The sequence below is a fragment of the Streptomyces sp. NPDC052020 genome (assembly GCF_040680575.1).
In the GTDB taxonomy this organism is placed as follows: Bacteria; Actinomycetota; Actinomycetes; order Streptomycetales; family Streptomycetaceae; genus Streptomyces.
In genome coordinates this window covers 167,385-181,499 of the sequence record NZ_JBFAWY010000006.1, presented here as the reverse complement: position 1 = coordinate 181,499, position 14,115 = coordinate 167,385, and the positions used below count along the sequence as shown (strand labels likewise).

Here is a 14,115-nt window from a genome sequence, read left to right as displayed (position 1 = left end):
GACGCCCGGCCCGGTCAGAGCTGGGACCCCTGGCGCGAGGTCAGCTGGTACTGCCGCGCGATCGCGTTCCACAAGCGGGCGGCTTCCTTCTTGTGGGTGTTGGCGGTGTGGCTCGCCTGGTTGCCGGCCTGGGTGTGGCCGGTGACGCGGGCCTGGCCCTTCTTGCAGCCGTCCTTGCCGGCGACCTGGTCGGCCCAGGCGGCGTAGTGGTTGTCGGCCGAGGCCGACGCCTGCCACGCCTTGGTCAGCTCGGCGGTCAGCGCGGCGTGGTCGGGCAGCCGGTCAACGGCCAGCCGCTGGAGCCGGGTGACCAGGCCGGTGCGCTGCCCGGCCGCCTCGCGCAGGCTCCGGGCGGCCTGGGGGAGGTTGTCACAGGACCGCACGTCGGCCACCGCCTCGATGACGGCGGCCCGGCTGCTGCCGCTGTCGGCGAGCAGCTTGTCCAGCTCCACGGCCTGCTGCCGCACCGGGTCGACGGTCGGCGACGCGGACGCCTCGGGGGTCGCCGGGGCGGTCGCGGAGACGGTCTGCCCGCCGGTGTCCTTCTCCTCCTCGCCGCCCCCGCCCGCCAGCAGCGCCCCGGCGCCGACGCCCACGACGGCGAGGCCGACGCCGACGGCCGCCAGCAGCGGCACCCGCGAACCGGACCGGCCGCCGCGCCCGCCCCGGTCGCCGTCGTAGCCGCCCGGGCCCTGCGGGGCGTAGCCGCCCGGGCCCTGCACGGCGCCCGGAGCCGCGCCGTACGCGGGCTGCGGCCCGTCGACGAGCGGCAACTGCTGGGTGGACGCGGCCGGGCCGTCGCCGCCCGGCGTGTCCCGGAAGAGGTTGTCGAACTCGGCGGGCGGCTGCCGGCCCGCGTCCCCGCCGGGCCCGGCGCCGTAGGGCGCGCCGGCGGGCTGCCCGGGAACGGGCGCGATGTACTGCGTGGCCTCGGCGTCCGGTCCGGCGGCGGGCGGCGCGGCACCGGCCGGGGCGCCCGGCCGGGGGCCGTGCGGCACCCGGCCCAGGAACCGGGTCTCCTCCGACGGCGTACCGGCCGGTCTCTCGGGAGGCAGCGCCCCCGCGGAGACGGGCGGTATGTACTGGGTCGCCCCGTCGTCCGCGGACGGCGCGACGGGCGGCAGGTACCGCGTGGCGGCATCGGCGCCCGGGCCCGCCTGGCCGCCCGGGACCGGCGGCAGGTACTGCGTGGCGGCATCGTGCGCGGGGGCCGGGGCGCCGCTCCCCCCGTACGCCGCGGCGGCCTGCCCGTAGGACTGCCCGGCCGGGCCGGGGGCCTGCCCGGGCGGCGGACCGTACGGCTGCCCCGGCGGACCGTACGGCTGCCCCGGCGGGGGACCGTAGGGCTGTCCGGGCGCGGCGTGGGACGGCCCGGGGTATCCGTACGCCGGGCCGGCCGGGCTCTGGGGCTGGCCGGGGGCGCCGTAGGCCGGGCCGCCGGGTCCGTATCCGTACGCCGGGCCGTTCGCGGGGTGGGGCGCCTGGGTGCCGTACGCCGGGGGCTGCGCGCCCTCCGGGGGCAGCGGGCCCGGGCCCGGCTGCCCCCAGGGCTGGGCGGGCGCCGCGCTCTGCGGGTGGACCGGGCCGCCGGGAGCCGGAGCCTGCCGGTCCGGGGCCCACGCGCGGTCCCGGGCCGGCTGGCCGGCTGGGCCGGTCTGCCCCGGCAGCAGGGGGCCGCCGCCGTCGGAGGGCAGCACGACGCCCTCGCGCGCGGGGCCCGCCGAGGGCTGCTCGCCCTGTCCACTCTGCGTCACCGGGGCTCCTACGAATGGGGGACCTTCGACATCGTCGGCTCACGCTACCGGGTCCCCGGAGCCCGGTGCCAAGCAGCACCGGGCGTGATCTTGCCCCCTCCGGCCCGGGTAACGGAACCGGGCCGGAGAACGCTGTTGATGCCGCCTCCCTCACCGCACGCGCACGTTTTCCACGGGTTCACTCGCCGACGCCCCGAATGTTCACCGCCCGGCCGCCGGTGCGCTCACGCGGCCACCTGGAGATCGAGCCGGGCGCCGAACTCCCTCACCACCGGCTCCTCCCGGTACGGCTCCAGGCGCTTCTGGAAGTCCTCCAGGTACTCGGCGCCCCGGTTGGAGCGCAGCGTCTCCAGCAGCTCCACCGCCTTCAGGCCGGTGTGGCAGGCCAGTTCGACCTCCCGCTGCTGCACCTGCGCGGTGGCCAGCAGCACATAGCCGATCGCCCGCCTGCGCGCCCGCGACTCGGGATGGCCGGCCAGGGCCTCCCGCGCGCTGCGCGCCGCCGCGTCCGCCTGCCCGAGGTCCCGGTGGCAGTGCGCCAGCTCGTCGGCGAGATACGCCTCGTCGAAGTGGGCGATCCAGGCCGGGTCGTCACCGTCGGCCGCGTCGGCCGCCTCCAGCGCGCTGACCGCGCGCCCGGCCGCCGCCTGGGCCGCCCGCGCGTCGCCCATCAGCGCGTGCCCGCGCGCCTCGGCCGCGTGGAACATCGACTCCGCGCGCGGCGTCACGCGCCCGCGCGCGCCTTCCTGCGCCGCGCGCGCCAACTGCGCGATCTCGCGCGGGTTCCCGAGCTGGGCGGCCAGGTGGCTCATGGACGCGGCGAGCACATACCCGCCGTACCCGCGGTCGCCCGCCGCCTGGGCCAGGCGCAGCGCCTGGATGTAGTACCGCTGGGCGAGGCCGGGCTGCCCGGTGTCCACCGCCATGTACCCGGCGAGTTCGGTCAACCGGGCCACCGCGGCGAACAGTTCGCGCCCCACCGTCTCCCGGTAGGAGCCCGCCAGCAGCCCGGAGACGACGCTGTTGAGGTAGTGCACGACGACCGGGCGCACATGCCCGCTGCCGTACTGGTGGTCCAGCTCCACCAGGGCGTGGGTCATCGCCCGCACGGCCGCCACGTCGGACGGGCCGACCCGCGGCCCGGCCGCCCGCGCCACCTGGGAGTCGGGCGCGGAGATCAGCCAGTCGCGGCTCGGCTCGACGAGCGCGGAGGCGGCGACGGACGACCCGGACAGGAAGTCCCGGCGGCCGACGTCGCTGCGCCACAGCTCGCAGACCTGCTCGATGGCTCCGACCACCGTCGGCGAGAACTGGAGGCCGACGCCCGAGGCGAGGTTCTTGCCGTTGGCCATGCCGATCTCGTCGATCGTGACCGTGCGGCCCAGTTTGCGGCCGAGCGCCTCGGCGATGATCGCGGGCGCCCGGCCCCGCGGCTGCTGTCCGCGCAGCCAGCGGGCGACGGACGTCTTGTCGTAGCGCAGGTCGAGGCCGTGTTCGGCGCCGACCATGTTGACCCGGCGGGCGAGCCCCGCGTTGGAGCAACCCGCTTCCTGGATGAGCGCCTGCAACCGTTCGTTCGGCTGTCGCGCGACGAGAGGCCTTGCGGCCATGGCGTACCCCCTGAGGCTGCGGTGCCTGCCCGCGCACCGAGTTGTCGTGTCTTCCGCGGCCGAGCCCCCTCGCGTCCCGGCGAAAGGATCCAGCCGTGAAGATCAATGCCCCGCCCACGTGGCGAAAATGCGAAGCTTGCGAGGATTGCCGGAGTAACGGCTGATGCCGCCCCAAACGTGGCTACCCCACCGCGGCCACGGATCCTCTCGCGCGCCCCCGGACGTGCAACCATGCGCCCCGGACGGCGAATCGGTGCTCCTCCCCCGCGCAGGGGAGAAAGGCACAGGCCCGCGAGGTGGCGCGCGCGGACGCGGCGGCCGGAGAGGACCGGCGCCCGTAACCCGGGGTGGACGCGGGAGTTGAGTCCCACGTGGAAGAGACGATCCCGGGAACCCAAGCCGCTCAGATTCCGCAGCAGCGCGGTGTGTCGCTGCTGGAGGCCGCCGTCCGCTACGCCGAGGAACGCCACTGGGAGGTGTTCCCCGGCACCTGGCTGGAAGCCCTCGACGGGACGCAGCGCTGCTCCTGCGGTGACCCGGCGTGCGCCGCCCCCGGCGCGCACCCGGCGCGCACGGACTGGGCGGCCCAGGCGACGGGCAGCGCGACCGTGGCCCGTCGCCTGTGGCAGAAGCAGCCCACGGCGTCGATCCTGCTGCCCACGGGGCGTACGTTCGACGCGCTCGACGTGCCCGAGACCGCCGGCTTCCTCGCGCTCGCCCGCATGGAGCGGATGGACCTGACGCTCGGCCCGGTGACGCTGACCCCGGACCGGCGGATGCAGTTCTTCGTGCTGCCGGGCGCGGCGGTGAAGGTTCCGGATCTGGTGCGCAAGCTGGGCTGGTCGCCCCTCTCCCTGGACCTGAGCGCGCTCGGCGAGGGCGCCTGGGTGGCCGCCCCGCCGACGCGGTGGGGGACCCGGGGGGCCGTGCAGTGGGCCTGCCGCCCGACACCGGCCAACCGGTGGCTGCCGGACGTGGAGGAGCTGATCTCGCCGCTCGCCTACGCGTGCGGCAGGGACCGGTAGCGGGCACCCCGTCGCCCCCTACCGCCCGGCCGCCCGGCGCGGGCGACGCACGGCCGGGGCGCACACCGGCACGGACCGGCGCTCCCCAGGGGCGCGTGGTCCCTCCCCGTAGGGTTCTCCCCAACGGAGGGAGAACGCGGTGAGCGGTAGCGCCGTACGTGTACAGGGGCTCTGGAAGCGGTTCGGACAGCAGATCGCGGTGGCCGGGATCGATCTGGAGCTGCCCGCGGGCAAGTTCATCGGACTGGTCGGACCGAATGGGGCGGGGAAGACCACCACGCTGTCGATGGTGACCGGACTGCTGCGCCCCGACCAGGGTGCCGTCGAGGTCGTCGGCCACGACGTGTGGCGGGACCCGGGGGAGGTGAAGGCACGGATCGGGGTGCTGCCGGAGGGGCTGCGGCTGTTCGAGCGGCTGTCCGGCCGGGAACTCCTCGCCTACACGGGCCGGTTGCGCGGGCTGCCCGGCGCGGAGGTCGACAAGCGGGCCACCCAGCTGCTCGACGTCCTGGACCTGGCCGGGTCCCAGCACAAGCTGGTCGTCGACTACTCGACCGGCATGCGCAAGAAGATCGGGCTCGCGGCGGCGCTGCTGCACAATCCCGAAGTCCTCTTCCTGGACGAGCCGTTCGAAGGCGTCGACCCGGTCTCCGCGCAGACCATCCGGGGCGTCCTGGAGCGCTATACCGCCTCCGGCGCCACCGTGGTCTTCTCCTCCCACGTCATGGAGCTGGTGGAGTCGCTGTGCGACTGGGTGGCCGTGATGGCCGCCGGGCGCATCCGCGCCACCGGCCCGCTCGCCGAGGTGCGCGGTGACGCGGCCTCCCTGCAACAGGCGTTCCTGGAACTCGTCGGGGCGCGGGGCCGCGACGCCGGCTCCGACCTCGACTGGCTGGGCGGCGGGACCCGATGAGCGCCGCGGAGACCTCGCTGACGCCCGTCGTCGTCCGGCTGAAGCTGTCGCTGCTGCGCAACGGGCTGCGCCAGTCCAGCGGGCGGCGGGCGGCCTACCTCGCCTCCGTCGTCGTCACGCTGCTGTTCGCCGCCCTCCAGCTGATCGGGCTGATCGCGCTGCGCGGGCACGCGCACGTCGAGTCGCTGATCGTGCTGCTGGTGGCGGTCCTCGCCCTGGGCTGGGCGGTGATGCCGCTGTTCTTCCCCAGCGGTGACGAGACCCTCGACCCGACCCGGCTGGTGATGCTGCCGCTGCGGCCCCGCCCCCTGGTGCGGGCGCTGCTCACCGCCTCCCTGGTCGGTATCGGGCCGCTGTTCACGCTCTGTATGTTCGCCGGTTCGGTGATCGCGATCGCGCGCGGCGGGGCGGCCTTCGCCGTCGGTGCCGTCGGCGCCGTCCTGGCCCTGCTGGTCTGCGTGGCCCTCGCGCGGGCCGTCGCCGCCGCCAACGTACGGCTGCTGACCAGCCGCAAGGGGCGGGACCTGGCGGTGCTGAGCGGTCTGGTCGTCGCGGTCGGGGCGCAGGTGGTCAACTTCGGCGCGCAGCGGATCGGCGCCTCCGGCCTGGGGGAGCTGGATCCGCTGGGCGGGGTCCTGCGGTGGGTGCCGCCCGCGTCGGCGATCGGCGCGGCCGACTCGGTGAGCGACGGGGCCTACGGCGCGGCCGCCGCCCAGCTGGCGCTGAGCGCCGCGGCCCTGGCGGCGCTGCTGTGGGTGTGGGCGCGGCATCTGACCCGGCTGATGACCTCGCCCGACGGGTCCACCCTCCAGACCGGGGAGCGGCCCGCCCGCGAGCGCGGTTCCTCGGGGCTCGCCCGGCTGCTGCCCACCGGCCGCACCGGCACGGTCATGGAGCGCAGCCTGCGGTATGTGTGGCGCGACCCGAAGACCAAGGCGGCGTGGGTGACCTCGCTGGCCATCGGAGTGATCGTGCCGGTCTTCAACGCCTGGCAGGGCACCGGCTCGGTCTACTTCGCCTGCTTCGCCGCCGGGATGCTCGGCGTCCAGATGTACAACCAGTTCGGGCAGGACACCTCCGCGTTCTGGATGGTCGCGATGACGATCTCCTCGCCCCGCGACGCCTACGTCGAGCTGCGCGCCCGCGCCTTCGCCCTGCTCCTGGTCACCCTGCCGTACGCCACCGTCGTGACCGTGGTGACGACGGCGATGCTCGGCGACTGGCGGGCCCTGCCCGAGGCGCTCGGCCTGTCCTTCGCGCTGCTCGGCGCGATGCTGGCGACCGGCGCGTGGTCCTCCGCCCGCTTCCCGTACTCCATCCCGCAGGAGGGGTACAAGAACGTCGCCCCCGGGCAGACCGGGCTCGCCTGGATCTCGATCTTCGGCGGGATGGTCGCCGCCGCCCTGCTGTGCGCGCCCGTCATCGCGCTGACGATCTGGCTGAACGTCAGCGCGGGCGCCGAGTCGTGGGGCTGGCTGCTGCTGCCGGTGGGCGCGGTGTACGGGGCCGTGCTCACGGCGGCGGGCCTCCGGCTGGCCGCGCCGCGGACGGCCGGGCGGCTGCCGGAGATCCTCGCGGCGGTCAGCAAGGGATGAGGGAGCGCCGGGCTCCCGGCGGGCGCCGGTGTCAGCCGTCGTGGAGGCCGTCCAGGAACGGTTCGATCGCCGCGCGCCAGCCCTCCGGCTGGTCGTAGTGGACGAGGTGGCCGGCGTCGGCCACCTCGGCGTACCGCCCGCGCGGCAGGACCCGCACCATCTCCTGCGCCTCGGCGCGGCCCAGCCGGCCGTCGAGGCCGCGGACGACCAGGGTCGGGCACCGCACCTGGGCGAGCTCCTCCCAGTGGGCGTCGTAGACCCAGGTCTCACGGGAGCGGAGCATCTGCTCCGGGTCGAACACGGGCCGCCAGCCGTCCGGGGACTCGGCCATCACCTCGGCGTAGAACTCGCCGCGGGCCGGATTGGGCCGCTCCGCCCAGGGGTCGTCCTCGCCGAACCACTTGCGTACGTCGGCGAGCGTGGCGAAGGGGACCGGCCAGGCGCGGAACCACTCGGCCCACTCGCGCTGCGAGGCGGCGCCGAGCGCGGAGGCCCGCATGTCGCAGATGATCAGGCCGCGCACGAGGTCGGGGCGTTTGGCGGCGAGCTGCCAGGCGGTCAGCGCGCCCATGGCGTGGCCGATGACGACGGCCGGGGCGAGGCCGAGCTGTTCCAGGGCGGCCTCGGCGTCCTCGACATAGGCGTCCCGGGTGTACGCCCCCTCCGGGGGCTTGTCGCTGCGGCCGTGGCCGCGCTGGTCGAGGGCGATGGCGCGGTGGCGCCCGGACAGCCAGCGGGCCGTGGCCGCCCAGTGCGAGGCGCGGCCCATCAGGCCGTGGAGTAACAGCACCCCCGGTAAACCGTCCTCCCCCTGGCCTCCCGTGCCGCCCCCGGCCGGGTCGGTCTTGGGCGGGTCTGCGAACTCCCAGGCCGCGAGGCGTACACCGCCCGCCCCGGTCACGTCGATGCGCCGCGCCATAGTCCTGGCACCCCCAAGCTCCGCTCGGTCCGCCCGCTGCCGCCGGGCCGGACGGTCCTGTGCACCGTGTCTGCCTGCCGTGCCGCCGCCGTGCCGCCTATGCCTGCCAGGCCCGCCACGGGCCGCCACCGCGCGGCCCGTGGCCGGTGGCCGCGGCGGGCGCAGCTTATCGAATTGATATTCGAAAAACCTGTCCCGGTGGACAACACCCCTCATTCGAGTGACATCCCTCGGGGATTGACCGGCGCCACCGGGGGGAGATCTTCATCGGGAGGCGGACCGCTCGGGGAAAACGGTCCGCGGGGAATGACCCTGAGAGCTCGGGGCTCCGGGTCAGCACAGGGGAGGACAGGCCCCGGCGCCACACGGCGCCGGGGCCTCCACCGTTTCGACGGCCCACCCTTCCCCCCTCCCCGGCCGGCCGGCGAGCGCGCCGCCGGGCCGGAACGCGAAGCCCTCACGTCGTATGCCTCACGCGACAGCCTCGCACGCGCGGCGCCCCGGCGCCGCCCTCCAGGGCATGCGATCCCGGATTCGACGAGATCCGAACGGTGCCGCAACTCCCCCTGACGTCACGGCGGTCGACAACCGCGAGCGATGGCTCAGGGCTTGGCGACGAACACGTGGGAGGCGACGTCCGCCTCCAGCTCGGCGGCCTCGCCGCCGCTGCCCACCAGGACGCCGCCGGCCGACTCCGTCACGCTCACCACCGAGCCGGGCTGCACGCCCGCCCGGCGCAGCGTGTACATCAGCTGGGCGTCCGTCTGGATCGGCTCGCCGATGCGGCGCACGACCACCGTCTTGCCCTCCAGGCCCGGGTCGAGGTCGGCGAGCGACACCATGCCCTCGTCCAGGAACGGGTCGGCGCCGTCCTTCTCGCCCAGCTCCTCCAGGCCCGGGATCGGGTTGCCGTACGGCGACTCGGTCGGGTGCCGCAGCAGCTCCAGCACACGGCGCTCCACGGCCTCGCTCATCACGTGCTCCCAGCGGCAGGCCTCGGCGTGCACCTGCTCCCACTCCAGGCCGATCACGTCGACGAGCAGACACTCCGCGAGCCGGTGCTTGCGCATCACCCGCGTGGCGAGGCGGCGGCCCTCCTCGGTCAGCTCCAGATGCCGGTCGCTGGCCACGGACACCAGGCCGTCGCGCTCCATCCGCGCCACTGTCTGACTCACCGTGGGGCCGCTCTGGTCGAGCCGCTCGGCGATCCGGGCACGCATGGGGACCACACCTTCCTCCTCCAGCTCGAGGATGGTGCGGAGATACATCTCCGTGGTGTCGATCAGTCCGGACATACGTGCCCCTTGATGAGATCTGCCGAAGGCTCGATCGGTCTCCGGCATACGTGCGCTGGCCCTGCCATCAATTCTGACGCATACCACCGACAACCGTGCCCCGGCGGCGGAACGGCGAGGTCGGACGGGGTGCGCGGAGGTACGGCGCGAGTGCCGCCGTCCACCGGAAGCGGGCTCTCCCGGCCCCCGCCCCGGCCGTATTGACAGCGCACTGGTCCAGACCGCACCGTGATCCGCGACACAGCCACACCGAAGGGGCCCCGCATGAGCGACCGCAAGCTGGCCGGCCAGTTCCTCGACGCGGCGATCGGCCTGCTGGAACGCGTCCGCGACGAGGAAGCCGAGTCGATCACTGCCGCCGGGGCGCTCCTGGCCGACACGGTCGCCGCCGGGGGCCGCCTGTTCGCCTTCGGCGCCGGTCACTCCTCCCTCGCCGCGCAGGACGTCGTCTACCGCGCCGGCGGCCTGGCCCTGATGAACCTGCTCGCCGCCCCCGGCACCGTCGGTGTCGACGTGATGCCCGCCACCCTCGGCTCCGCCCTCGAACGCGTCGACGGCCTCGCGAGCGCCGTGCTGGACTCCTCCCCGGTCCGCGCGGGCGACGCCCTGGTGATCGTCTCCCTGTCGGGCCGCAACGCGCTCCCCGTGGAGATGGCCATGAACGCCCGCGCCCTGGGCCTGCGGGTCATCGGCGTCACCTCGGTCGCCTACGCCGCCGAGACCACGTCGCGGCACACCTCGGGCACCTTCCTGAAGGACCACTGCGACATCGTCGTCGACTCCAAGATCGCGGTCGGGGACGCGGAACTCACCCTCGACACCGTCCCCGCCCCCTTCGCCCCCGCCTCCACGGTCGTCACCACGGCCGTCCTCCAGGCCGTGCTGGCCACGACCGCCGGCGCCCTGGCCGACCGCGGCATCGAGCCTCCGCTGCTGCGCTCCGGCAACGTGGACGGCGGCCACGAGTGGAACGGGCGGGTACTGGAGCGGTACCGGGACCGGATCTTCTACCGGCACTGAAGGAGACAACCGAGGACACGCCGCCGGGGGACGGCGGTGCGGCTCGCCTCCCGCCTTCTCTTTCTCCTCCTACTCCCTCTCCTCCTCCTTTTCCACCGGCTCGCCCGCCAGGTCCAGCACCGCCGCGATCCGGACCGCCACGTCCTCCGCGTACGCCGAGTCGGACCGCTCGAACGGGCCGCGCCCGGCGCCCCGCAGAAACGTGACGACGCCCAGCGTCCGCCCCCGGCTGCGCAGTACCGCGCACAGGGCGTGCGCCGCGTCCGGCGGCCACTGCCGGGCCACCGCCCACGCGCGCGCCCGCTCGGCCGGACCGCCGCCGGCGCCGGCCCGCACCGTCCCGGCCCGCTCCACGCACTGCACCGCCGGATGCCCCTCGCCGTACCGCAGGGGAACCCCCGCCACACCGGGCTGCCGGCTCGGGCCCGGCGCACCGGACGGCGTGGCGGCGACCCGGACCAGGCGCACCGGCTCCGCCACCTCCGTGTCGGTCGGCGCGGCGCCCGCCACCCGGTCGATCAGCGCGTGGTCGGCGAACCCGGCGAGCGCGAAGTCGAGATGAACCGTCGCCGCCTCCCGCGGGTCCTCGCACTCGGCCGCCGCCCGGGCCGCCCGGTGCAGCTGGTTGGTGCGGAACCGCAGCAGGGCCGCCTCCTGCTCGCTCTGCTTGGCCTCGGTGACGTCCTGGAACAGCCAGGCCACCCCGAGCGGCACCGGCTCCTCCGCGAGCGGGGACGCCAGCCGCAGGAAGCCGCTGCGCCAGCACCGCCGCCGCTCCCCCTCCGGGGTGCGCACGCCCACCCAGATCTCGGCGGGCGCGGGCGGCGGGCCCTCGGCCAGGACGTGCGTCAGCGTGCTCTCCACGTCCTCCACCCCGTGGGAGAGCAGTTCCCCGAGCGGCCGCCCCAGCACGGACGCGCGCCGGGTGCCCAGCGCCCGCGCGGCGTGGCCGTTGACGACGGCGGGCCTGAGATCGGCGTCGACGAGCACGACACCCCAGCTCGCGTCCTCCAGCAGCGCCTCGCTCAGCGCGATGGACCTCTCCAGGTCGATCTGCGTGTGCACCTCGCTGAAGGCGCAGTACACGCCCGCGGGCTCGCCGCCGGGGCCGCGCACGGCCGCGGACTGCGTCCGCACCAGCACCCGTCCGCCGTCCTTGGTCAGCAGCGCGAACTCGTGCACCTGCCGCCCCGGGGAGCGCATCGCGGACATCAGCCGCTCCTGGACCTCCCCGGCGTCCTCGCTGCGCACGGCCCATCCGGCGAACCCCCGCCGCCCCACGGCCTCGGCCGCGGTCCAGCCCAGGATGCGCTCCGCCTCCCGGTTCCAGTGCGTGACGACGCCGTCCGCGTCGAGGGCGCACAGGGCCGCGTCCATCCCGTCCAGCAGCGCGGCGAGCAGGTCCGCGCCGTCGCGGTGCGGCTGCTCCGGCTCGTCCGGCCCCAGTTCGTCGGTGATCCCCCTACTCCGCGAAGCACTCACCCGGACCCCCCTGCGACTGCGTCCGCCGTTCGGTACGTCGGTTCGCTCACTGGTGTTCATTCAACTCGAACGTGACCCAGCCCACATCTAGTTCCCGCAAGATTGCGTGAATCGCCGGCCGGCGGCGACGGCACGCGCCCCACCGGTCCCGGACGCCACGCCCGCGGGTCGCCGGCGGTCGCGAAAAAAGGGTTGAACGGCGGCCGACCCGGTTCCTAGGGTGTGGAGTACACGAGAAGGGAGGTGGTTCGGCAGATGTATGAGAACCGGACGCGTGAGGTGGCTGCGGGCTAGCGGCCCGGCACCACACCGAGTGCGGTGCCGGACCAGCACGTGACAGACGCGTGCAGCCGGCCCAATCCCAGGCAGTCACCCGACCCGCGAGTCGCCGGTACGTCCGGCCGGCTCCTCCCCCGGGAGGAACCAGACTCGCGGGTCGTCTGCGTTCCGCGGGCTTCGCTAGCGGACGCCGGCGCCGATCGCGGTGGTCTCCTCGTACCCCTCGATCTCGCGGGGGTCGCGGGGGCCGGGGCCGATGTAGCGGGCGGAGGGGCGGACCAGGCGGCCGGTGCGCTTCTGCTCGAGGATGTGGGCCGACCAGCCGGCCGTGCGGGCGCAGGTGAACATGGACGTGAACATGTGGGCGGGCACCTCGGCGAAGTCCAGGACGATGGCCGCCCAGAACTCGACGTTGGTGGCCAGCACCCGGTCCGGGCGGCGGTTGTGGAGCTCTTCCAGGGCCGCCTTCTCCAGGGCCTCGGCGACCTCGAAGCGGGGGGCGCCCAGTTCCCGGGCGGTGCGGCGCAGGACGCGGGCGCGGGGGTCCTCGGCGCGGTAGACGCGGTGGCCGAAGCCCATGAGGCGTTCGCCCTTGTCGAGGGTCTGCCTGACGTACGCCGCGGCGTCCCCGGTGCGCTCGATCTCCTCGATCATGTGCAGGACGCGGGAGGGGGCGCCGCCGTGCAGGGGGCCCGACATGGCGCCGACGGCTCCGGAGAGGGCCGCGGCGACGTCCGCGCCGGTGGAGGCGATGACGCGGGCGGTGAAGGTGGAGGCGTTCATGCCGTGCTCGGCGGCGGAGGTCCAGTAGGCGTCGACGGCGGCGACGTGCTTGGGGTCGGGCTCGCCCCGCCAGCGGATCATGAAGCGCTCGACGACGGACCGCGCCTTGTCGATCTCGCGCTGCGGGACCATGGGCAGGCCCTGGCCGCGCGCGGACTGGGCGACGTAGGACAGGGCCATGACGGCGGCGCGGGCGAGGTCGTCGCGGGCCTGCTCGGCGTCGATGTCGAGGAGGGGCTTGAGACCCCACACGGGTGCGAGCATGGCCAGCGCGGACTGGACGTCGACGCGGATGTCGCCGGAGTGCACGGGGATGGGGAAGGGCTCGGCGGGCGGCAGGCCGGGGTTGAAGGCACCGTCGACGAGCAGGCCCCAGACGTTGCCGAACGAGACGTGGCCGACGAGGTCCTCGATGTCGACGCCGCGGTAGCGGAGGGCGCCGCCCTCCTTGTCGGGTTCGGCGATCTCCGTCTCGAACGCGACGACTCCCTCGAGCCCGGGTACGAAGTCGGACATCAGGCGGCTCCTCGTGATGTGGCGGTCGGCTGGCGGATGTGGCGGCCGTCCCCGGGTTCCACGGCCTGGCGTGGCTCGCGGTCCCGGACGGTCCTCCTGTGATGCCCCGCGCGGCCGGCGGTCACCCGCCGGCCCGGTACCAGCACGATATCTCCGAGTGCCACCGTTGGGGAGGGTTCGCGGCACTCAGTGCCACGCAGTGATGTAGGCCACCGGGCCTACGGCGGGCCGGGGGGCATGCGGCAAGATGACCGCGTGACCGACCGAGACGCCGTTCCCTTCGATCTCGCCTCGATGCGCAAGCAGTACCGGGCCGAGGGGCTTGCCGAGACCGACCTGGCCGCCAGTCCCGTCGAGCAGTTCGCGCGCTGGTTCCGGCAGGCCGCGACGGAGGGCGGGATGTTCGAGCCGAACGCCATGGTCGTCTCCACGGCCGACGCCGAGGGGCGGCCCAGCTCCCGCACGGTGCTGCTGAAGCACTTCGACGAGCGGGGCTTCGTCTTCTACACCAACTACGGTTCCCGCAAGGCCCGCGACCTGGCCGAGAACCCGCAGGTCTCGCTGCTGTTCCCGTGGCACCCGATGGCCCGGCAGGTCATCGTCACGGGCGTGGCGCGGCGTACCGGGCGGGACGAGACGGCCGCCTACTTCCGCACCCGGCCGCACGGCTCCCAGCTCGGCGCCTGGGCCAGCTCCCAGTCGTCGGTGGTCGCCGGGCGGGAGGCGCTGGACGCCGCGTACGCGGAGCTGGCCGCCCGGTACCCGGAGGGCGAGCAGGTGCCGGTGCCGCCGCACTGGGGCGGGTTCCGGGTGGTGCCGCGGTCGGTGGAGTTCTGGCAGGGGCGGGAGAACCGGCTGCACGACCGGCTGCGGTACGTGGCCGGGGAGGACGGGGGCTGGCGGGTGGAGCGGCTCGGCCCGTGA

11 protein-coding genes are annotated in these 14,115 nt (G+C 74.9%); 5 read left to right on the top strand and 6 right to left on the bottom strand.

The genetic code is table 11. The features are described from left to right. Positions 1–14 precede the first annotated feature (14 nt). Together AB0L74_RS08290 and AB0L74_RS08285 are read right to left on the bottom strand one after the other, a co-directional pair. Positions 15–1,754, bottom strand: coding sequence for a hypothetical protein (locus tag AB0L74_RS08290; protein ID WP_365647213.1), 1,740 nt, complete (start codon positions 1,752–1,754; stop codon positions 15–17). Positions 1,755–1,978: 224 nt separating this feature from the next. Continuing rightward, a complete protein-coding gene (locus AB0L74_RS08285) occupies positions 1,979–3,364 on the bottom strand; it encodes a transcriptional regulator (RefSeq protein ID WP_365647210.1) in 1,386 nt (461 codons plus the stop codon). A 371-nt stretch (positions 3,365–3,735) separates the two neighbouring features. On the opposite strand from AB0L74_RS08285, the gene AB0L74_RS08280 reads away from it, so the two are divergent. From AB0L74_RS08280 to AB0L74_RS08270, 3 genes are all read left to right on the top strand, one after another. Next, a complete protein-coding gene (locus AB0L74_RS08280; RefSeq protein ID WP_365647207.1) occupies positions 3,736–4,389 on the top strand; it encodes a bifunctional DNA primase/polymerase in 654 nt (217 codons plus the stop codon). 139 nt (positions 4,390–4,528) lie between these two features. Then, entirely contained in the window at positions 4,529–5,302 is a 774-nt protein-coding gene (locus AB0L74_RS08275; protein ID WP_365647204.1) for an ABC transporter ATP-binding protein, read from the top strand. Continuing rightward, a complete protein-coding gene (locus AB0L74_RS08270) occupies positions 5,299–6,897 on the top strand; it encodes a transporter (RefSeq protein WP_365647201.1) in 1,599 nt (532 codons plus the stop codon). The genes AB0L74_RS08275 and AB0L74_RS08270 overlap by 4 nt, the downstream gene beginning before the upstream one ends. Positions 6,898–6,928: 31 nt before the next feature. On the opposite strand, the gene AB0L74_RS08265 is transcribed toward AB0L74_RS08270, so the two are convergent. After that, positions 6,929–7,816: an alpha/beta hydrolase gene (locus AB0L74_RS08265; protein ID WP_365647198.1), complete on the bottom strand. Its 888-nt coding sequence runs from the start codon at positions 7,814–7,816 to the stop codon at positions 6,929–6,931. Between the two features lie 602 nt (positions 7,817–8,418). Further along, positions 8,419–9,111 carry a metal-dependent transcriptional regulator gene (locus AB0L74_RS08260; protein ID WP_365647195.1) on the bottom strand — a complete coding sequence of 231 codons (693 nt, stop codon included), beginning with the start codon at positions 9,109–9,111 and terminating at the stop codon, positions 8,419–8,421. A gap of 264 nt (positions 9,112–9,375) precedes the next feature. Between AB0L74_RS08260 and AB0L74_RS08255 the strand changes: the two genes are divergently transcribed. Next, positions 9,376–10,131 carry an SIS domain-containing protein gene (locus AB0L74_RS08255; RefSeq protein ID WP_365647192.1) on the top strand — a complete coding sequence of 252 codons (756 nt, stop codon included), beginning with the start codon at positions 9,376–9,378 and terminating at the stop codon, positions 10,129–10,131. A gap of 69 nt (positions 10,132–10,200) precedes the next feature. Here the strand turns inward: AB0L74_RS08255 and AB0L74_RS08250 are convergent, their stop codons facing one another. Further along, positions 10,201–11,613 (bottom strand): PAS domain-containing protein, encoded by a 1,413-nt coding sequence (locus AB0L74_RS08250; RefSeq protein ID WP_365647189.1) that lies wholly within the window; start codon positions 11,611–11,613, stop codon positions 10,201–10,203. Between the two features lie 459 nt (positions 11,614–12,072). Continuing rightward, a complete protein-coding gene (locus AB0L74_RS08245; RefSeq protein WP_365647186.1) occupies positions 12,073–13,191 on the bottom strand; it encodes a citrate synthase 2 in 1,119 nt (372 codons plus the stop codon). Positions 13,192–13,428: 237 nt separating this feature from the next. On the opposite strand from AB0L74_RS08245, the gene pdxH reads away from it, so the two are divergent. Further along, positions 13,429–14,115, top strand: a complete 687-nt coding sequence (gene pdxH / locus AB0L74_RS08240) for a pyridoxamine 5'-phosphate oxidase (protein ID WP_365647183.1) — start codon at positions 13,429–13,431, stop codon at positions 14,113–14,115.